Here is a 21,019-nt window from a genome sequence, read left to right as displayed (position 1 = left end):
GTGAATAATGGAGAATTTTTTTCTCTGCGCTTTTGCCTGGAATATTTTTTTGACTATAAGTTTACGTTACCTGTGTTAAAGTTGAGTTAGAATCAGAGGAGTTGAGAAAAATGGCTGATACCATAGCAGCAATTGCCACCGCTATGACCGCGTCGGGAATCGGGATCATCCGCATGAGCGGTCCCGAAAGCCGTAAGATCGTACAGAAGGTTTACCGCTCCAAAGCGGGCAGAAAACAGATTGAGAAGGAGCCGTCCCACACCATCCATTACGGATTTATCTATGATGGGGAGGATGAGATTGACGAGGTGCTGGTCATGCTCATGGACGGTCCCAAAAGTTATACAGGCGAGGATACAGTAGAAATAGACTGTCATGGCGGCGTTCTGGCTATGAAGAGGGTGTTGGAGACTGTGATCAAATACGGTGCCCGTCCAGCAGAACCGGGGGAATATACTAAGAGGGCATTCTTAAACGGAAGAATTGACCTGTCCCAGGCGGAGGCGGTAATTGATGTCATTAATGCCAAAAATGAGTATGCGCTGAAAAGTTCCCTGAACCAGTTGAAGGGGTCTGTACAGAAGGTGATCAGAGAAATCAGAGAGCGTATCATTTATCAGATCGCTTATATAGAGTCTGCGCTTGATGACCCGGAGCATATCAGTATAGACGGGTATGGGGAAACTTTGAAAAAAGAAGTGGCGGTACAGAAATCCAAAATCGAAAGGCTGCTGGAAACTGCCGGAGAAGGAAAGATGATGAAGGAAGGGATCAAGACCGTTATTGTGGGCAAGCCCAATGCGGGGAAATCTTCCCTTATGAACCTTCTGGTGGGAGAAGAGAGGGCCATTGTGACGGATATTGCGGGAACCACCAGAGATATTCTGGAGGAGACCATTGTACTGCACGGTATTTCCCTCCGCATGATAGATACTGCCGGGATCAGGGATACAGAAGACCGGGTGGAGCAGATTGGTGTGGGGAGAGCAAAAGAGTATGCAAAAGATGCGGATCTGATCCTTTACGTGGTGGATTCTTCTATACCTCTGGATGAGAATGACGAGGAGATCATTTCTATGCTGGAGGATAAAAAGGCTGTGATCCTTCTGAATAAGACGGACTTAGAGACCGTAGTCTCAGAGGAAAGTCTTAGAATGAGGATGAACCATCCGGTGATACCGGTCTCCGCCAAGGAGGAACAGGGGATTGATGTGCTTGAGCAGCAGATCAAAGATATGTTCTTTGAGGGGGAGCTATCCTTTAACGATGAGGTGTATATCACAAATATCCGTCACAAGACGGCTTTGGAGGACGCAGAGAAAAGTCTTGCACTGGTGGAAAACAGTATTGCTATGCAGATGCCTGAGGATTTCTTTTCTATTGACCTTATGAATGCTTATGAGAGTCTGGGCAGTATTATAGGGGAGTCTGTTGGAGAAGACCTTGTGAATGAAATATTTTCAAAGTTCTGCACAGGGAAATAGAAATCTGGTGGTGTTATCCACAAAAACAGAGGAAATCAGAAGAAAATGTGGATAACGGGTTAAATGCAAAAGGTTCATGTGAATAGATCTTGAGAAAGAGTAACTGTTCGGTTCAGTAAATGTACTACATTCTGAATAGTTACGGGAAAGGAAGCCATTAAAATGAATAATCTGGTTGAGAATTATGATGTAGCCATAGTTGGCGCCGGTCATGCCGGCTGTGAGGCGGCACTGGCCTGTGCAAGGCTTGGTCTGGATACCATTATGTTTACCGTGAGTGTGGACAGCATTGCGCTGATGCCCTGCAACCCAAACATAGGCGGAAGTTCCAAAGGCCATCTGGTGAGAGAGATTGATGCCCTTGGCGGTGAGATGGGAAAAAATATTGACAAAACCTTTATCCAGTCAAAGATGCTAAATGTATCCAAGGGACCGGCTGTCCACTCCCTGCGTGCCCAGGCGGATAAGCAGGAGTACACCAGGCGTATGCGAAGGGTATTGGAAAATACGGAACATCTGACCGTAAAGCAGGCTGAGGTAACGGAAATCCTTGCTGATGAACATAAGATCAAAGGCGTAAAAACTTATTCAGGTGCCACTTATCTGACAAAGGCAGTGGTGCTCTGTACGGGAACTTATCTGAAAGCCAGATGCATTTACGGTGATGTGAGCAGCTATACAGGGCCAAACGGTCTTCAGGCTGCCAATTACCTGACAGATTCCCTGAAAAAGCTGGGAGTTGAGATGTATCGGTTTAAGACAGGGACACCTGCCAGAATAGATAAGAGAAGTATTGATTTTTCAAAAATGGAGGAGCAGTTCGGGGATGAGAGAGTGGTTCCCTTTTCTTTCTCCACAGATCCGGAGGATGTGCAGATCGAACAGGCGTCCTGCTGGCTTACTTACACCAATGAAAAGACACATGAGATCATTAAAAACAACCTGGACCGTTCGCCTCTGTATTCCGGTATGATCGAGGGCACAGGACCCAGGTATTGTCCTTCTATTGAGGATAAGGTGGTAAAGTTTGCGGACAAGAACAGGCACCAGGTATTTCTGGAACCGGAAGGACTTTATACCAATGAGATGTACGTGGGCGGAATGTCCAGTTCCCTGCCCGAGGATGTACAGCATGAGATGTATCGCTCGGTACCGGGACTGGAACAGGCGAAGATTGTGAGAAATGCCTATGCCATTGAGTACGACTGTATCAACGCAAGGCAGCTTTATCCAACCCTGGAGTTCAAGGAGATAAAAGGGCTTTTCTCAGGCGGGCAGTTCAACGGCAGTTCCGGCTATGAGGAGGCAGCAGCCCAGGGGCTTGTGGCCGGGATCAATGCTGCTATGGAAGTGCTGGGCCGGGATATGCTGATCCTGGACCGCTCTGAATCCTATATAGGGGTTCTCATTGATGATCTGGTGACAAAGGAAAACCATGAGCCGTACAGGATGATGACAAGCCGTGCCGAGTACAGGCTGCTTTTAAGGCAGGATAATGCAGACCTGCGACTCAGGGAAAAAGGATATAAGGTGGGATTGGTGAGCGAAAAGGAGTATGAATACGTACTCTGGAAGAAACAGAAGATAGAGGAGGAAGCTGCACGTGTGGAAAATACCTTTGTGGGTGCATCCAAAGAAGTGCAGGAGCTTCTGGAATCTTACGGCAGTACGCTGTTGAAAAATGGTTCTTCTCTGGCAGAGCTGATCCGCCGTCCGGAGCTTTCCTACGGGATCCTTGCTCCTCTGGATAAAAAAAGGCCGCAGCTTCCCCAGGATGTGGCGGAGCAGGTAAATATCAACATTAAGTACGACGGATATATCCGCAGGCAGTTAAAGCAGGTGGAGCAGTTTAAAAAACTGGAGACAAAACGTCTTCCTGAGGATTTGGATTATGACGGGGTAAACGGGCTGAGGATCGAGGCAAAACAGAAGTTAAAGGAATACCGTCCGGTTTCGGTTGGGCAGGCATCCAGGATCGCCGGCGTATCCCCTGCAGATATATCGGTACTTCTTGTATATATGGAATCTTACAGGAGAGGCGGAGTGCATAAGGAGGCGGATGTATGAGTGAAGTGACAAATCAGGTACAGGAGACGTATTGTCTGGATATTTTGGAGGACGGCTTACAGGAATTTGGCCTTACGCTTACAGAAGGGCAGAAGCAGCAGTTTGTGCGCTATTATGAGATGCTGGTGGAATGGAATAAAGTCATGAACCTGACAGGAATCACGGAATTTGGGGAGGTTTTGAACAAACATTTTGTGGACAGTCTTTCCATTGTAAAAGCGCTGGATATGGAGAATATAAGATCCTGCATAGATGTGGGAACAGGGGCGGGATTTCCCGGGATTCCCCTCAAGATCATGTTTCCCCATCTTCAGGTAACACTCCTGGATTCCCTGAACAAACGTCTTAAATTCCTGGATGCTGTCATAGGTGAACTGGGACTTGAAGGCATACACACGGTTCATGGACGTGCGGAGGATGGAGCAAGAAGGCAGGAGCACAGGGAGCAGTATGATCTGAGTGTGACCAGGGCAGTTGCCAGGTTATGTACCATCAGTGAGTATTGTATGCCTTATGTGAAGCAGGGCGGCTTCTTTGTGGCTTATAAGTCAGGCAAGGTGCAAGAGGAACTTTTGGAAGGGAAAAAGGCGGTTTCCGTGCTTGGGGGAAAGGTGGAGAAGACAGAAGAATTTCTCCTCCCGGGTACGGATATGGAGCGTTCCCTTGTGGTGATTCAGAAGACAAAGCCTACACCGAAAAGATATCCGCGGAAAGCGGGTACCCCGGCGAAGGAGCCTATTTTGTGAGGTGAGCAGAATGGAATTAAAAGAAAGCCTGAAAAAGAGAGTAGAACTGTTTAAGAAAGAATATCCTGTTGCGGACAAGGTGAAAAACAGGATCACAGAGCCTTCCATGCCTTTCTTTGGGGAGGAGATCCTGGAGAAGGCCGTGACCGCCATTTTGGAGGGGGAAAATGTGCTTCTCTGCGGTGACAAGGCCACAGGAAAAAATGTACTGGCCGAGAACCTGGCATGGATCTTCGGTAGGCCGCTCTATAATGTTTCCTTTCATGTGAATACGGACAGCAGCACTTTGATCGGTACGGATACCTTTGTGGGCAATGAGGTAAAGCTGAGAAAAGGTCCTATTTATCAGTGTGCCAGGTATGGTGGTTTTGGGATACTGGATGAAATCAATATGGCAAAAAATGATGCGGTGTCAGTCCTTCACGCAACGCTGGATTACAGGAGGGTGATCGACGTGCCGGGATATGACAAGATTGACCTTGACCCCGCCACACGTTTTATAGCCACCATGAATTATGGGTATGCAGGGACAAAGGAACTGAACGAGGCCTTGGTTTCCAGGTTTATGGTGATCAATATGCCCTCTATGACGGAGGACAGGCTCATGGGAATATTGAGAAGCGCATTTCCTGATCTAAAGGACGCTGCACTTGAACAGTTTACCGGGCTTTTCCTGGATCTGCAGCTCAAGGCGAAAAATGGAGAGATTTCAACAAAAGCGGTGGATATGCGGGGGTTGATTGGGGCACTGAAGCTGATAAAGGGCGGCCTTAACCCGGTTGATGCCATTGATATGGGAATCACGGATAAATGTTTTGACGCATTTGAGAGAGAACTGATCGCTGATATTGTCATGACCCGCATACCTGAGGAGTGGACCCGCAGCGATGTATTTTAGCGTTACTATTCACGGCTGCTATCCCGCGAGGTGTTTTTATGCGCTTGCGCATGAAAATCCCGAGGCAGCCAGCGCGATATGGGGCAGAATGCTCCATATCTGTGCATCACGAAGCGTGTTACTGTTTACAGAACTGCGTTTTTTGCAGGGCTGTGAATAGTAACATTTTAGCCTGGCCGAAGCGTTTCGGCTGCTTCATCAAAGGAGATGTACTTTATGGAAAATGAAGAGAGATGGGAAGCAGAGGCAAACCGTCTGGATATCCGGAACAGGATCAGGAACCTGATGTGGACGGTCAGCCAGGACTATGAACTGGACATTGAGGTGGACCAGGAGGCCTGGCAAAAATCAAAATACATTGCCTTTTATGATGCTGTCCGGGAGGGTGGATTTGCCCGGTATTTCAATGTGGAGGAGTATGAGGCTTACATAACAAAAAGAGTGTATGCGGGATGGGAGCCTTCTGTACTCCTGGCGCTGGGAAGGCTGTGCATAGACTGTGCTGTTTATAAGAAGCTGGAAAAAGAGCGGCGCGGTGTGGCCTCCATACGGAGAAGAGCCATGAGGGATACGCTGGAAAAGGACGGCATGAGGCTTACACATACGGATTGGGGCCATGTGGAGGCTTGTTATCTGCGGTTTATGCTGGATGGGACAGAGGCGGATGAGAGGAATCAGGGATTGATCCGCCTTATAGGTACGCTGGAAGATGCGGAGCGTACTTCACAGATCACGGACTGCCTCAGCGCGGTATATGAAAGGGCATACGCAAAGGGATTTACGAAAAAGTTTAAAGGGCTTAGCCAGGAGCTTATGGATTCCGGCGAAGAGAATAAAGAGTATACGGATAAAGAATATCTGGAGGAGGAATCTGAGGAGAGTCAGGATGAGCATAAGGTAAATCTTTTTACGGATGAACTGATGGAGGAGGAAGATTTGGTGAGCCGGCACAAGACAAATGTGATCGTGCTGGATGAGGAATCCTCCTCCCGGATGGAAGAGTATGTGGAACGTAATTATGGTAAGAGTTATCTTACCGCACAGGAACAGAAGCATCAGAACAGCCAGATATGCAGAGGAAATCATGAGGACAGCCGGCTGCATTTCACAGACGGTCTTCTGCACGGGAATCTGCAGGAGAGCGCGAAGGCGGAGTATGTAAAAAAGGTCAGGGATGAAAACCTCAAAGTGCTGAATCTAAACCAAATGGTGACCAGACAGAATGTACAAATGTTGGCAAATACACTAAAACGGGCGCTTCTGACCAGAAATGAAAAGGAAGTGGTGTCCAGTGAGTATGGAAATATTTGTGCGCGAAAGCTTTGGAATCTGGGGCGCACAGACAACAGAAGGCTGTTTGAGCGGGAAATCATACGGGATAACACGGATTTTGTGGTGGAAGTATTGATTGATGCCAGCGGCTCCCAGCAGGGCAGACAGGCTCTTGTGGCGCTCCAGGGGTATATTATCAGTGAGGCACTGAGTATAGTCAGGATTCCCCAGAGGGTTATGGGGTTTTGTACATTTGGGGATTTTACCATCATGCAGCGGTTCAGGGATTATGAGGATGACAGGGCTGCAAATGAGAGGATCTTTGAGTTTTACGGGTCTGCCAATAACCGGGACGGGCTGGCTGTGCGGGCAGCAGCAGATAGTCTGGAAAAACGTAAGGAAGAGAATAAGATATTGATCGTGCTCAGTGACGGACGTCCCAATGATGTGATCGCGGGAAGTCTGCGGGATAGGAAGAAAGAGGCTTATTGCACGGAGTTTGCCGTGAGGGATACCGCTACGGAGGTCCGGAAACTGAGGAATAAGAGGGTTGCAGTGCTTGGAGTCTTTGCGGGGGAGGAAGAGGATCTGCAGGCGGAGAAGAAGATATTTGGGAAGGATTTTGCTTATATACGGGATATTAGTAATTTTGCTAATGTGGTGGGGAGGTATCTGAAAAGGCAGCTGCTGGATGTGTAAAAGGGTAGCGGGTCTGAAGGAAGACCGTACGGAACCGGGAGGAGAGGGCTGTCGGTGAGTGAAGCGTTCCGCTGCCAGGGAGCTAACCTGCTCCCAGTCACTAAATTCATCGGCAGTGGCCTCTTCATTAAGTGTCTGGGGCAGGTGGATCTCCCTGGCGCTCCTCTGTACATCACTTACCGACAGCCCTCTCCTCCCGGCTCCGCCGGCCTTCCTTCAGCCCCTGGGGGCTGTGGCTGTGGGAGGTCGTGTGGTGCTGCGGGTGGATGGAGGCGGGTATGGGGAGATGGATTGCCACATAGCGGGGATGGACGAACTTGTCAATGGGGGTGTAACCCAATCATTTTATGGTTGACAGGGATGGGCTGGATCTGCTTTCTCAACATACGGATTATGCTTATTTTGTGGAGTAAATGGAATAGATATGATGTAGATATTCCGAGCCTCTAAAAACTTCATTCTTTGTTTTACCGTTAAATGAGAAACCTAATTGTTCTACAACAGAAATGGATTTCGGATTTTTCACAAAGATAACCGCATCTATTCTGTTGATATTCATACTTTTAAAAGCATATGCTATTATTTCTTTCAATGCCTCGTGCATATAGCCATTTCCCCAAAATGCTTCTTTTAAATCATATCCAACTTCTACCGTGGATTTTTCTATGTCCCAACAGTGAAATCCACAGGTGCCTATTTTTGTTCCATCATCTTTTTTTACCATAATCCACCTATGTTGTAATCGTGGCTCGGGTTGTATATAAAATTTTATAATTTCATCTGCCCCATTGATATCCATCAATGGTTCATTATCATATAGATACTGTGTGACAACATTGTCTGAAAAATGGCTAAAAATAAAATCCCTATCATTTCTTGAAATACTCTTTAAGATTAATCTTTGCGTTTCCAAATCTTTAAACAATATTTTTCCTCAATATAAAATATAAATTTTTCTCATGTTTCATGTGATGTTCCTTGAAAAACCGTGTTATATTTATTGCTTGTTTTCTATTTTATTCGAGTTGTGTTTATGGTTTGTAAAATAGATTGCGTTGATTAAGATGTCTATATGTTTTCAGTTATTTGTAATGTCCGGTTTTGTAGAAGATTTTATGGGCTTTATTGGCGCAGGGCTATATGTTGTGGGTGGTGAAGTAGGAACGGAAGCGTATGGCGTCATCCAGGGTGTGGTGCCAGGCGTATTTTTTTAGGTCAATGGTGTGCTCCGGGGTTACAGGGATGCCTTCTTTTTCTAAGAGGGATTCCTGGGTGTCTGGGTACGTGAAGGAGGCTGAACCTGAGAGGTAACCTTTGTGGTTGACTATGCGGTGGGCAGGTATGTCCGGGGATGTGAGTTTTTTGTTGAGAGCATAACCTACCTGACGGGAATGGGAGGGCATGCCGCATAATAGGGCAATCTGTCCGTAGGTGGCAGCTCTGCCCCGGGGGATTTGTTTACATACATATTCTACTCGTTTGTAAAAGTCCATGGTGTGCCTTTCCTTGGGGATTGCATTGGTTTTTTTTGAGCATACGATAATTTGGGGAAAATGTCAATGAGGGGGATGGCATCCTGATGCGGAAAATCCGGGGAAATGAGAAGCGTGTGGGAGGTTGTAGGGGAATTGTCGGAGAGGGAGAAGTATTATGGTATTTTGTATAAATGTGTGAGTTTTTGGTATTTGGATGAAAAAGGTCTGGTAATGTTTCACAGAAAAATCACAGTCTTACCTAATTTTTATCACAATTAGTAAATAAAATTAGAAAGTCATAAGTAATGATTCAGTAAGCCGGTGCATTTGCTCTGCTGACTGTAAGAAAGTAAAAATATCCCGCAGCAAGCATGATTCCATGGCGGAAAGTGATCGCTTCATGGAATTTTGCAGGTAACTGTGAAGGTGCTGAATTGTTATTATAAGATTATAGAAGCACAAAATTAAAGGAGGGAACATTTTGATCGAAGTTAGGAATCTGGTGAAGAAGTACGGAAATCATGTGGCTGTAGACCATCTGGATTTTACTGTGGAGAAAGGTAAGATTTACGGGTTTCTGGGGCCGAATGGAGCGGGAAAGTCCACTACCATGAACATGATAACAGGTTATATTGCGTCCACGGAGGGAGAGATCCTGATCGACGGGCACAATATTCTGGAGGAACCGGAAAAGGCTAAAAAGTGTATTGGTTATCTGCCTGAACTGCCGCCTTTATATCAGGATATGACTGTTATGGAGTACCTGAAATTTGTTGCGGAGCTGAAATCTATTCCGAAAGCAGAAATAGAAAAGAACATATCTGAAGTTATGTCAACTACAAAGCTGGACGAAATGAAAAACAGGCTGATAAAAAACCTGTCCAAGGGGTACAAGCAGAGAGTTGGACTGGCCCAGGCGCTTTTGGGATATCCGGAAATTATAATTTTGGATGAACCTACCGTGGGTCTTGACCCTAAGCAGATCATTGAGATCAGGGATCTCATCAAAAGTTTAGGTGAAAAACATACCGTTATCCTCAGTTCACATATCCTATCAGAGGTTAGCGCTGTATGTGACTATGTGCTGATCATTGATCATGGAAGACTGGTTGCCAGTGATTCACCGGAAAATCTAAGTAAAGTCATGACGGGGGCAAACTCTCTGGAACTTACGGTAAAGGGACCTGAGGAGGAAATCAGAAAGGCACTGGATGTTGTAGAAAATATTGAGGAGCTTATTTATCATGAATCCATGGTAGAAAATGCCTGTGACTTTACTGTCAAAATAGCAGGGGACCGGGATGTGAGGGAAAATATCTTCTTTGCTTTGGCAGAAGCAAAGTATCCCATCTTAAAGATGCAGTCAACGAATATGACACTGGAAGAGGTATTCTTAAAACTGACAGATAGCGGGGAGGAAAAAGAAGATGCTGGCAATCTATAAAAAAGAAGTGAAGAGTTATCTTACGTCCATGGTTGGTTATGTGTTCATGGCATTTATATTATTAATATTAGGAATTTATTTCACTGCATATAACTTAAACTATGCAACACCTGATTTTGGAACTACTTTAAGTTCTGTTACCTTTATATTTTTGATCATTACACCGGTTTTGACTATGAGAATACTGGCGGAGGAAAAGAAAAATAAGACAGACCAGCTTTTGTTTACTTCACCGGTAGCGGTTTGGAAAATCGTTCTGGGGAAGTATCTGGGTATGATAACGATCTATGTTATCCCTGTTATCATTGCCGCTTGTTATCCTCTCATTATGGGTAAATACGGTACGGTGTCTTACCCTATGGCCTATACGGCTGTTATCGGTTTTTTCTTTCTTGGATGTGCCAATATTGCAGTAGGGCTTTTCCTGTCCTCTGTTACAGAGAGCCAGGTGATTGCAGCGGTTTTGACTTTTGGTGTTCTTTTCTGCAGCTATGTAATGAATGGTATTGAGTCCTTCTTTTCTCAGACTGCAGTCAGCTCCATGCTGGCATTTGTGGTGATTGCGCTTGTGATTGCATTTATTGTATATCAGATGACAAGGGATGCAATCCTCACAGGAGTAGTAGGTGTTATTTTGGTAGGGATCACGCTGGTCCTGTATTTTGTAAAATCATCACTTTTTGAGGGCGCTATTCAAAAGTTATTGGATTTGTTGGCAATTGCAAATCATTTTGATAACTTTGTAGGCGGTATACTGGATGTGACAGGAATCGTATATATGCTTTCCGTAATATGCATTTTTGTATTTCTGACAATTCAATCCATACAAAAACGGCGTTGGAGCTGATTTTGGAGGTCGAAGAAAGGAGAAAATGCAGATATGAAAGAATCAAAAGGTAATATTAGTAAGAAAAAAATTGATATTAAGAAAATTATTAGTAACAGTAAAGAAAACAGACGAAAAAACAAGAAAAATCTGAGACATGGAACGTACAGTATGGGGGTTGTTGCGGTTTTCGTGGCAATTTTGGTAGTTGTAAATTTGCTGATACAGGAACTGCCCTCAAAATTCAGGGAAATAGATTTAAGCACACAGAAAATGTACAGCATCGGAGATCAGACAAAAAAGCTGTTAAAAAATTTGGATAAGGACGTCACCCTATATTATATAGCACAGAACGGCTCTGAGAGCAGCGATATCGAAAAACTGCTGGAGCGCTACGAGGAAAGCAGTGACCATGTAAAAGTAGAGAAAAAGGACCCTGCAGTGAATCCTAAATTTACTTCCCAGTACACCACAGAAGGGGTAAACAACAACAGTGTTATTGTGGTTTCCGGTGATAAAAATAAAGTGGTGGATTATAACTCTATGTATGAGACATCTGTAAATTATCAGACGTATTCAAGTGAGGTGACCGGCTTTGACGGGGAAGGACAGCTCACCAGTGCGATCAATTATGTAACATCTGATAATATGCCTGTAATGTATACCTTAGAAGGTCATGATGAATCAACAATGAGTGAATCTCTAAAGGATATGATACAAAAGGCGAATATTGATATTCAATCCTTGAATCTGCTTACAATGGATACTGTTCCGGAAGATGCAGACTGTCTGTTTATATTTGCACCTGCAAAAGATATTTCGGAGGATGAGGCACAGAAAATCATATCCTATCTTGAAAACGGCGGCAAAGCTTTGATCGTATCCAATTATACAGGTGATGAGATGCCGAATTTTGCCTCAGTTTTGGAAAATTACGGCGTGAAAACCGTGGATGGCATCATACTGGAAACTGATACCAATCACTATATCTCTCAAAACCCGTCCTATTTACTTCCGAATATAGAAAGTAATGAAATTACCTCTAATCTTTCTTCCGGAAGCCGTTATATCCTGATGCCTCTGGCCCAGGGAATTGAAACAGTGGATAATTATAGGGATAGTCTGACCATACAAAACATTTTAACTACTTCAGACAGTGCATACAGCAAAGTAAATGTGGAAAATATGCAAACTATGGAGAAAGAAAGTGGAGACATTGATGGACCTTTTAATGTCGGTGTAGCGATCAGCGAGGATCTGGAAGATGATAAACAAACCCAGATTGTATACTATTCCTCGGAGGCACTCTTTAATGATAGTATGGACGCAATGGTGTCAGGTGCAAACTTTGAACTGGTCTCTGCTTCTGTCAACTGGATGTGTGCAAACGAAGAGGGAAGCGCAATTTCTATTCCAAGCAAGAGCTTAGATACCACTACTTTGACCATACCTGCAGCGGATGCCAGCTTCTGGAGCATATTTGTTATGGCAATAGTACCGGCATTTTTAGTGATCTTAGGCGGCGGAATCTGGATGAAGAGGAGAAAACAGTAAATGAAGAAAAAAAATACAGCACTAATTGCAGGCATAGTAGTATTGGCATTGCTGCTGGTGTTTTATATAGTTCTTCATAACAGCAGCAAAAAGGATAGTGGGGATACGGAGGAATCAACAGAGACAGCGTTTGAAATTGACGTGAATGATCTCAGCCAAGCAGTGTTCAAAACCGGTGATACAGATTATACATTTACAAAAACAGATGACACCTGGAAGTATGATGCAGATGAAACCTTCCCTCTGGATCAGTCGGCATTTGAAGAAATCATAAATAAATTTGAAAAAATAGCTGCTGACAGAATCCTGGAAGAACCGGAAGATATAGGGGAATACGGTTTAGACAGCCCTGCAGTCACTGTGAATCTTAAAGATAAAGATGGAAATGAGCAAACGCTTCAGTTTGGGGATACAAATTCCGTAACAAGCAGCAGTTATATGACAGTAAATGAAGATAATAAAAAAGTTTATATGGTTTCTTCAACTATTGTTACCGCGTTGCAGTTCAATATCAGTGATTTAGCAGAAAAAGAAGCTTTTCCAACCATATCAAATATCACAGGTGTATCGATTGATAAAAATGGCCAGACATTTACTGTGACTAAAGACAGCAGTTCCACTACAGGATGGGCTGTAACAAATTGGGATGGAACAAAAAAAGATGCGGGAAGTTCCCAGGTTTCTGAGTTTACCAATCCTATAACAAGTATGTCCTGGTCAGAGTTTATAACTCAAAACACCGATGATTTAAGCCAGTATGGGTTGGATAACCCCATAGTTATGACTATAAATTATCAAGTTACAGAGACTAAATCTTCTGACGATGCTGAAAAGGATAGTGCAGATACTGACTCTGACAATGAAACAAGAGATGACGGTGCCAACACGGACTCAAACAGTGACTCAGAAAATAATTCGGATACAGAAGAAAAAATAACGGTTGATAAACAGGAAATCCTGTTAATAGGAAGTCAGAAAGAAGATGGCAGCTATTATGCAAAACTTCAAAGCCAGTCAGGTGTTTACACATTAAGTTCTTCTACCGTTGAAGCCTTTTTAAATGCACAGGTAAATCAATTCCTAAGTACCTATGTTTCAGATTATATATTTGCTGACTTAGATCAAGTTACTATAGAAAAAGACGGAAATACTTATGAATTTACCAAAAAAACAGAAGAACAGCCAGTAGAGGATGACAGTAAAAAAGATAACAAAGATGAAAATAAAGATGATAAGGAGGATACTGATTCAGAAAAAAAAGAAACCACCACGGTTACAACCTACTATATGAACGGAAACGAAATAGAATTGGATGGTTTTTCTCAGTTCTACAGTTTGATCAGCAGCATGGAATGCCAAGAGTGGTTAGACACAGTGCCAGATACAGAAAACACACCCGAAATGAAAGTCCACTTCTTCAAAGAAAATGGTGTTGATGTTACAGTCGAGTATTATGCATATGATTCCAATTTTTATCTTGTTAAAGACAGCAAAGGAAATGCATCGTTAGTTAACAAAATGAAAGTAAAAGAACTGACAGAAGCATTCGATGCGTTTTTAGAAAAACAAAATAAAGAATCATGATCAACATCTATAAATCCTTGCACAATAACTTATTTATAAAATAATAGGTAACTGTTTAGTATTCTCACAGTTACAAGCAAAAACCTATGCAGAATCGCCTTTGGCGATGGGATTTTTGCTTGGCCGTGGTATAGTGTACTTTCTTACGGTCAGCGCAGTGAATGCACAGACCTATTGAATAGTTACAATAATAGAAACCAATCATTATCATTTTTCTATAATCATGAATAAAAGGGAGAACTGCGATATCTATATCACTGTTCTCCCTTTTATGTTTCACGTGAAACATTTAATCAAGAAATATACTTAATTGTTCCATGAGTTTTTCCGGTGTTTCCATATGTGGCAGATGTTTTGCTCCTTTTAAGCTAATGGCTTCAATAGCAGGATTACATTCAGTATACTGGCTGATAACATCCTTACCTTCTCTTTCAGCCTCACCCTCAATAATAAAAATACTCTGGTCAATGGCTTTCAAAGCATGGTTAATATTATTGTTCGTATACCTGCCAATCATACTGGACAACAAGTATCTGGAACTACTCATACCCTTATGCGCAGCTTCATAGTAAGTATCCAGCCACTCTGCTGTCATATTAAAAGGATTATACAAATACTGCTCAGTAAATAACAACTGAATATTACTCTGACAAGTGATCATATTGTAAACCAATGTTCCAAACACAGGTACTTCTAGTAAAAACTTATACAATTTACTTCTCTTATCAGGAATCTTATTCAAAGCATTCAAAGACGGTGGATTGATCATCACAATCTTACCAAACAAATCCGTCTCATTATGACAAGCCATCAAAGCAAAAGAACCCGAATACCCACTAGCTATCACATCTGTCCGCTCATGAATGACATTCTTTATAAAGTCAGATATAAGCTGCACATACAAATAATTAGTATAAGTTATCCTCTGTTTATCCGAGCGCCCGCACCCCAGCAGATCAATCGCATAAACCGTATGGTTTTCTGCCAACTTATCCACTATCCGATTCCATTCATAGGCTGAACTATAAACAGTCAAATCATGCACCAACAAAACCGGTGACCCAGAACCAATCTTCTTATAATATATCTTCCCAAATCGCCAATTATAATAATTGTTAGCTGTGGACTTTAACATTTCCTTCAACACAGCAGTTCCAAATATAAGGCGATTAATCACATAAATAATACCCGTAGCAATAGAAAAAAGTATACTAGCCGTAATTATTTTATGCTTAGATTTCTTCATAAAACCGTCCACCTCCCTAAAAATAATATACTAATATTATAAAACATTAAAGTCAATTATACAAGTTTAAAATAATAGCAACTCTTCATAACCCTGACAGCTGTTACTGTTCCCTCCGTGTCCAGTAACACGCTCCGCAATCCACAAATATGATTCATTCTGCCTCATATCGCGCTGGCTGCCTCAGGATTTTCATTCTTCCGACATGAAAACCCCTCTCGGTACAGTGTATGTAAACAGTAACTGACAGCTACAATCAGTAATTTATCAATCACAACGATCACAACAATAATAATCACAACAATAACAAAAAAAATAATAATAACAACAACAATAATAACAACAATAATAACAATAATACATCCATTACTCATCATTGACTTTTTAAAATGTAAGATTTTTTTGATTATAAAATAAACCATACGGCCTACCAACTAAACTGACAAATCTACTAATGATTTACGATTAAATTAATCACTTAACATTTTCACAACTGCAAATAAGACCTCATACAAAAACCATCTCATCAATAAAAATTAAACTGTAGACTTAAAACTAAACCATAGACTAAAAATCTACAAAGGGATAAATAAATTTACCAATAAATGTTTCACGTGAAACATCTCATACACTACTGCATACCAGAGAAAACCAGGTGGAGAAGGAGGTGGAGGGCGTTGGGAATGGGGTGAGTGATGTCTCAGTGGAGCGTTCGGAAGATCCACCTGCCCCAGACACTTAATGAAGAGGCCATTGCCGATGAATTTAGTGTCTGGGAGCAGGTTAGCTTCCGGACAGCGGAACGCTTCACTCACCCCATTCCCAACGCCCTCCACCTCCTTCTCCACCGTCCGCCCTTCCTCATTTTCACCGTCCGCCCTTCCTCATTTTCACCGTCCGCCCTTCCTCATTTTCACCGTCCACCCCTCCTCATTTTTCCCATATACAATATAACCAATAAATTCCCAATAAAAAAATGTTTCACGTGAAACATTCTTGTAGAAATACTCCACAATTAATGCTATAATAAACACGTATATCACAATCAAAAAATATCAAAAACTTTTCCACACAGATGAAAAGAGGAGAGTATAATTGGGAAGAATTATAGCTATAGCAAACCAAAAAGGCGGCGTAGGCAAATCCACAACAGCCATTAATCTTTCCGCCTGCCTGGCAGAAATGAGCCAAAAAGTCCTCATTATAGATATCGACCCTCAGGGAAACACCACAAGCGGTGTTGGCGTAGAAAAAGAAAACTTAGACGCCACATTGTACGAACTGCTTCTCGGGGACTGCGATTTATCTGACTGCCTGATTGAAAACGTATTTGAAAACCTATCAATCATCCCGTCCAATGTGAACCTGGCCGGAGCTGAGATTGAACTGGTAGGAGTAGAAGACAGAGAATTTTTATTAAAAAATCATATTGACAGCATAAAAGACAAATATGATTTCATCATTATGGATTGCCCTCCATCACTTAACATTTTGACAATTAATGCAATGACAACCGCAGATTCCGTTCTTGTGCCCATTCAGTGTGAATACTATGCTCTGGAAGGACTTACACAGCTCATCCACACCATAGAGTTAGTGCAGGAACGTTTAAATCCTTCACTTGTTATTGAAGGTGTAGTGTTTACCATGTATGATGCAAGGACAAATCTTTCCCTGCAGGTAGTAGAAAATGTAAAAAGCAATCTGAACCAATCAATTTATAAAACAATCATACCGAGAAATGTGCGGCTTGCTGAGGCACCCAGTTATGGACTGCCAATTACAATGTACGATAAAAGATCTGTAGGAGCAGAGAGTTACAAGCTTCTTGCAGAAGAAGTTTTACATAAGGGGGATGAAGAATGGCAGTAAGAAAAGGTGGACTTGGAAAAGGACTTGATTCCATGATTCCGGATACCAGTGCTAAGGTCAAAAAGAAAAGCCCTGCCCCGGCACCTGCTGAGAATACAAAGGAAGTTGACATAAAAGATGAAAGGTCTGTACAGCTCATTAAAATGTCAATGATAGAACCAAACAGGGAACAGCCCAGAAAACAGTTCGGGGAAGATGCGCTGCTGGAGCTGGCAGAGTCAATAAAACAGTTTGGAATTTTACAGCCTCTTCTTGTACAGAAAAAAGGCGATTATTATGAGATCATTGCCGGTGAACGTAGATGGAGAGCATCTAAATTGGCGGGTGTCAAAGAAGTTCCTGTTATCATCAAAGAGTTTTCAGACCAAGAGGCAGTAGAAATCTCTCTTATTGAGAATATCCAGAGGGAGGACTTAAACCCGATCGAGGAGGCAGTGGCCTACAAGCGTCTCATGGAGGAATTTCATCTGAAACAGGATGCTATCGCGGAGAGAGTATCTAAAAGCCGTACTGCAGTGACCAACTCCATGCGTCTTTTAAAGCTGGACGAGCGCGTGCAGCAGATGCTCATTGACGAGATGATCACAACAGGACATGCCAGGGCACTTTTGGCAATAGAGGATGTTGAAATTCAGGTCATGGCAGCAACAAAAGTATTTGATGAAAAATTAAGTGTAAGGGAAACGGAAAAACTAGTAAAAGAGATCTTGAATCCCGTACCGGAAAAACCGGAAAAGCCTGTGGACGAAGCACAGAATCTGGTCTATCAGAACCTGGAGGAAAAAATAAAACAGATTATCGGTTCAAAGGTAGCAATACACCGGAAGAACAATGATAAGGGGAAAATAGAAATAGAATATTACTCTAAGGATGAACTGGAACGTATTGTGGAACTACTGGAAACAATCAGGTAACTGCGCGAATGGACAGTTATACGATTAGAAAAATAAGGGAGTTGTGAACAACAGATGAGTAGTTTATTAGAAAGTCTTCAGTCTCACTCCGGAATATTGATGGTTTTACTGCTGGTAGTAGTGATCATACTGCTGATCTGCGTATTTAACCTTTCATTGGGACTGAATCGGCTAAACAGAAAATATTCGCTGTTCATGAAGGGGAAGGATGGACAATCCCTTGAACGGCTGTTTAAAAGAAAATTTGATTTGATTGAAAAACTGGTACGCTCCACAGATGATAACGGGGAGGAAATTGAGAAAATATGGAAAGTCATGGACAAGTCCCTGAACAAATACGGTATTGTAAAATATGATGCCTTTGAGGACATGGGAGGAAAACTAAGTTTTGTACTTGCCATGCTTGATAAAAATAATACCGGTTTTCTGTTGAATGCCATACATAGCAGAGAAAATTGCTTTCTCTATATTAAAGAGATCGTAAATGGGGAATCCTATGTAGTATTGAGTGAAGAAGAGGTAGAGGCATTGAGACAGGCTGTAAACTTCGGTATTTTGCAGGAAACTGAATTAGAAGATTAATAAAGAGCATAATTGTAACTATGAGGATACGGAACAGCTGCAATTAATCTTATTTAATCTTATGTAAATAAACTTGTGAAACCAAAAGGAGAACTGAGATGTTAGACATTAAATTTTTAAGAGAAAACCCGGATCTTGTAAAACAGAATATTAAAAATAAGTTTCAGGACAATAAATTACAACTGGTTGACGAAGTGATAGAGCTGGACAAAAGAAACCGCGATATCAAAAAGGAAGTTGAGGCTTTAAGAGCCGAGAGAAATAAGATTTCCAAAATGATTGGCGGCCTGATGAAGGAAGGAAAGAAAGAGGAAGCAGAGGAAGTAAAAAAGAAAGTTACAGCCAATGCTGAGACTGTAGAGCGTCTTTCCAATGAGGAGAGAGAAGTAGAAGAAAAAATCAAGACCATCATGATGACTATTCCCAATATTATTGACCCTACGGTACCCATCGGAAAAGATGATACCGAAAATGTTGAGGTCCAGAAGTACGGGGAACCGGTGGTACCTGATTTCGAGATCCCGTATCATGCGGAGATCATGGAGCGATTCAACGGCCTTGATCTGGACAGCGCCAGAAAAGTGGCTGGTAATGGATTTTATTATTTAATGGGCGACATTGCAAGGCTGCACTCTGCTGTCATATCTTACGCCAGGGATTTTATGATCAACAGAGGCTTTACCTACTGTGTACCCCCATTTATGATCCGCAGCGATGTGGTCACAGGCGTTATGAGTTTTGCAGAGATGGATGCCATGATGTATAAGATTGAGGGTGAAGACCTCTATCTGATAGGAACCAGTGAGCATTCTATGATCGGTAAATTTATAGATACCATCATACCGGAGGAAGAACTGCCAAAGACTCTGACCAGTTATTCCCCCTGCTTCAGAAAAGAAAAAGGAGCACACGGACTGGAAGAGCGCGGTGTGTACCGAATCCATCAGTTTGAGAAGCAGGAGATGATCGTTGTCTGCAAACCGGAGGAGAGCAAAGCGTGGTTTGAAAAATTATGGCAGAATACCGTAGATTTATTCCGTTCCCTGGATATTCCGGTGCGTACACTGGAATGCTGCTCCGGAGATTTAGCTGATCTGAAGGTGAAATCCGTGGATGTTGAGGCGTGGTCCCCAAGACAGAAAAAATATTTTGAGGTGGGAAGCTGCTCCAATTTGGGGGATGCCCAGGCCAGAAGATTAAAAATTCGCATAAATGGGAAAGATGGCAAGTATCTGGCGCATACCTTAAATAATACAGTTGTCGCTCCCCCCAGAATGCTTATCGCATTTTTGGAAAATAATCTCCAGGCAGATGGTTCTGTAAGGATTCCGGAAGCCCTGAGACCTTACATGGGCGGGATGACAGAGATTAAATAAATGTTATGTAAACAAAGTTATGTAAACCTTAACCAGACGGAGGTACTTATTTGCACAGTTATTTGAAATCCATTGGGTTTTCCGGGATAAACGGAAAAAAAGAGGTGGACCGGATTCTTAGTGATGTAATTTTACATTATGATGAGAAGACAGTGGTAGAAGACAGAAAAAAACATCTGTTTGCGGAAATCTCTAAAACCTATGGCTGTGATTTTGGGATAACGGTCTGCGGAGAATATGATGAGAATAATGAATTTCAAATGGAATATTATTTTCCGTATTTCCGCGGCACCGGGATTACTACCCAGGAGGATGTGGTAATCGAAAAACATGCAGGGAAAGAGTCTTACGCAGGTGCCTGTGATGACGTGAGAATTGGAGTTACCATTATATTTTATCTGCAGAATGCAGGGGAATACCTCACAGAGAGAAGCCATGGGAATTACTCCAGAGGCTCCTATGCCATAACCCTTGCGGCCCTGGCTAAGGAGGGAAAGATCCTTCTTCCTGTCACAAAGGATGAGAAGCAGGAAAAAGAAGATAAAGAAAATACCATTAACCGCAACCGCATGATAGCGGCAGCCCGGAATGGGGATGAGGATGCCATGGAAAATCTGACCATGGAGGATATTGATATCTATTCCATGATTTCCGGGAGAATTCCAAATGAAGATGTGTACTCTATTGTAGATACATATTTTATGCCCTACGGGATGGAATGTGACCTGTATAATGTCATGGGTGAAATCCTGGACTGTTCCAGAGTAAGAAACGTTATGACAAATGAAGAAGTGTATGAACTTAGGATTTCCTGCAATGATTTAGAGATTGATGTGTGTATCAACACCAATGATCTGATGGGCGAGCCTGAGGTGGGGCGCCGTTTTAAAGGTGTTATCTGGCTTCAGGGAAGCATTCATTTCTAGATCAGGAAGATTGAAAGGTATCGGACCATGTCCGGTACCTTTTTTTGATATATA

18 protein-coding genes are annotated in these 21,019 nt (G+C 42.6%); 15 read left to right on the top strand and 3 right to left on the bottom strand.

The features are described 5' to 3' along the window. The first annotated feature begins 110 nt into the window (after positions 1-110). The 6 genes from mnmE to C6P39_RS09430 all read left to right on the top strand — a co-directional run bounded on the left by mnmE (position 111) and on the right by C6P39_RS09430 (position 7,521). Entirely contained in the window at positions 111-1,484 is a 1,374-nt protein-coding gene (mnmE, locus tag C6P39_RS09455; RefSeq protein ID WP_104803601.1) for a tRNA uridine-5-carboxymethylaminomethyl(34) synthesis GTPase MnmE, read from the top strand. 162 nt (positions 1,485-1,646) lie between these two features. Continuing rightward, positions 1,647-3,551: a tRNA uridine-5-carboxymethylaminomethyl(34) synthesis enzyme MnmG gene (mnmG, locus tag C6P39_RS09450; protein ID WP_104803600.1), complete on the top strand. Its 1,905-nt coding sequence runs from the start codon at positions 1,647-1,649 to the stop codon at positions 3,549-3,551. Further along, a complete protein-coding gene (gene rsmG, locus C6P39_RS09445; protein WP_104803599.1) occupies positions 3,548-4,297 on the top strand; it encodes a 16S rRNA (guanine(527)-N(7))-methyltransferase RsmG in 750 nt (249 codons plus the stop codon). The genes mnmG and rsmG overlap by 4 nt, the downstream gene beginning before the upstream one ends. A 10-nt stretch (positions 4,298-4,307) precedes the next feature. Next, positions 4,308-5,195, top strand: a complete 888-nt coding sequence (locus tag C6P39_RS09440; protein ID WP_095174369.1) for an AAA family ATPase — start codon at positions 4,308-4,310, stop codon at positions 5,193-5,195. A gap of 216 nt (positions 5,196-5,411) precedes the next feature. Further along, positions 5,412-7,166 (top strand): cobaltochelatase CobT-related protein, encoded by a 1,755-nt coding sequence (locus C6P39_RS09435; RefSeq protein ID WP_104803598.1) that lies wholly within the window; start codon positions 5,412-5,414, stop codon positions 7,164-7,166. 58 nt (positions 7,167-7,224) lie between these two features. Next, positions 7,225-7,521 (top strand): hypothetical protein, encoded by a 297-nt coding sequence (locus C6P39_RS09430; protein ID WP_104803597.1) that lies wholly within the window; start codon positions 7,225-7,227, stop codon positions 7,519-7,521. Positions 7,522-7,563: 42 nt separating this feature from the next. Here C6P39_RS09430 and C6P39_RS09425 read toward each other — a convergent pair whose 3' ends face one another. Together C6P39_RS09425 and C6P39_RS09420 are read right to left on the bottom strand one after the other, a co-directional pair. Then, positions 7,564-8,091 (bottom strand): GNAT family N-acetyltransferase, encoded by a 528-nt coding sequence (locus C6P39_RS09425; RefSeq protein WP_242987003.1) that lies wholly within the window; start codon positions 8,089-8,091, stop codon positions 7,564-7,566. A gap of 211 nt (positions 8,092-8,302) precedes the next feature. Continuing rightward, a complete protein-coding gene (locus C6P39_RS09420; protein WP_104803595.1) occupies positions 8,303-8,659 on the bottom strand; it encodes an MGMT family protein in 357 nt (118 codons plus the stop codon). A gap of 463 nt (positions 8,660-9,122) precedes the next feature. On the opposite strand from C6P39_RS09420, the gene C6P39_RS09415 reads away from it, so the two are divergent. Genes C6P39_RS09415 through C6P39_RS09400 form a run of 4 tightly spaced genes read left to right on the top strand, consistent with a single transcriptional unit; the run spans position 9,123 to position 14,049 of the window. Then, positions 9,123-10,085 carry an ABC transporter ATP-binding protein gene (locus tag C6P39_RS09415; protein WP_095174374.1) on the top strand — a complete coding sequence of 321 codons (963 nt, stop codon included), beginning with the start codon at positions 9,123-9,125 and terminating at the stop codon, positions 10,083-10,085. Next, positions 10,069-10,932 carry an ABC transporter permease subunit gene (locus C6P39_RS09410; RefSeq protein WP_104803594.1) on the top strand — a complete coding sequence of 288 codons (864 nt, stop codon included), beginning with the start codon at positions 10,069-10,071 and terminating at the stop codon, positions 10,930-10,932. Before C6P39_RS09415 ends, C6P39_RS09410 begins: the two co-directional genes overlap by 17 nt. Before the next feature lie 33 nt (positions 10,933-10,965). Further along, positions 10,966-12,465 (top strand): GldG family protein, encoded by a 1,500-nt coding sequence (locus C6P39_RS09405; protein ID WP_242987002.1) that lies wholly within the window; start codon positions 10,966-10,968, stop codon positions 12,463-12,465. Further along, the gene (locus tag C6P39_RS09400) at positions 12,466-14,049 is read left to right on the top strand and encodes a DUF4340 domain-containing protein (protein WP_104803593.1); all 1,584 of its coding nucleotides are present in this window, start codon (positions 12,466-12,468) and stop codon (positions 14,047-14,049) included. Positions 14,050-14,338: 289 nt separating this feature from the next. Here the strand turns inward: C6P39_RS09400 and C6P39_RS09395 are convergent, their stop codons facing one another. After that, entirely contained in the window at positions 14,339-15,295 is a 957-nt protein-coding gene (locus tag C6P39_RS09395; protein ID WP_095174377.1) for an alpha/beta fold hydrolase, read from the bottom strand. Between the two features lie 1,095 nt (positions 15,296-16,390). On the opposite strand from C6P39_RS09395, the gene C6P39_RS09380 reads away from it, so the two are divergent. The 5 genes from C6P39_RS09380 to C6P39_RS09360 all read left to right on the top strand — a co-directional run bounded on the left by C6P39_RS09380 (position 16,391) and on the right by C6P39_RS09360 (position 20,965). Further along, positions 16,391-17,167: a ParA family protein gene (locus C6P39_RS09380; protein WP_095174380.1), complete on the top strand. Its 777-nt coding sequence runs from the start codon at positions 16,391-16,393 to the stop codon at positions 17,165-17,167. Further along, positions 17,158-18,081: a ParB/RepB/Spo0J family partition protein gene (locus C6P39_RS09375; protein ID WP_095174381.1), complete on the top strand. Its 924-nt coding sequence runs from the start codon at positions 17,158-17,160 to the stop codon at positions 18,079-18,081. Before C6P39_RS09380 ends, C6P39_RS09375 begins: the two co-directional genes overlap by 10 nt. Before the next feature lie 54 nt (positions 18,082-18,135). Next, positions 18,136-18,663, top strand: a complete 528-nt coding sequence (locus C6P39_RS09370; protein WP_095174382.1) for a DUF4446 family protein — start codon at positions 18,136-18,138, stop codon at positions 18,661-18,663. 98 nt (positions 18,664-18,761) lie between these two features. After that, a complete protein-coding gene (gene serS / locus C6P39_RS09365) occupies positions 18,762-20,039 on the top strand; it encodes a serine--tRNA ligase (RefSeq protein WP_095174383.1) in 1,278 nt (425 codons plus the stop codon). A gap of 50 nt (positions 20,040-20,089) precedes the next feature. Continuing rightward, the gene (locus tag C6P39_RS09360) at positions 20,090-20,965 is read left to right on the top strand and encodes a DUF3881 family protein (RefSeq protein ID WP_095174384.1); all 876 of its coding nucleotides are present in this window, start codon (positions 20,090-20,092) and stop codon (positions 20,963-20,965) included. The last annotated feature ends 54 nt before the right edge of the window (positions 20,966-21,019 follow it).

Source organism: Blautia marasmi (assembly GCF_900258535.1).
In the GTDB taxonomy this organism is placed as follows: Bacteria; Bacillota; Clostridia; order Lachnospirales; family Lachnospiraceae; genus Blautia; species Blautia hominis.
This window is presented reverse-complemented; position numbering and strand designations above follow the sequence as displayed.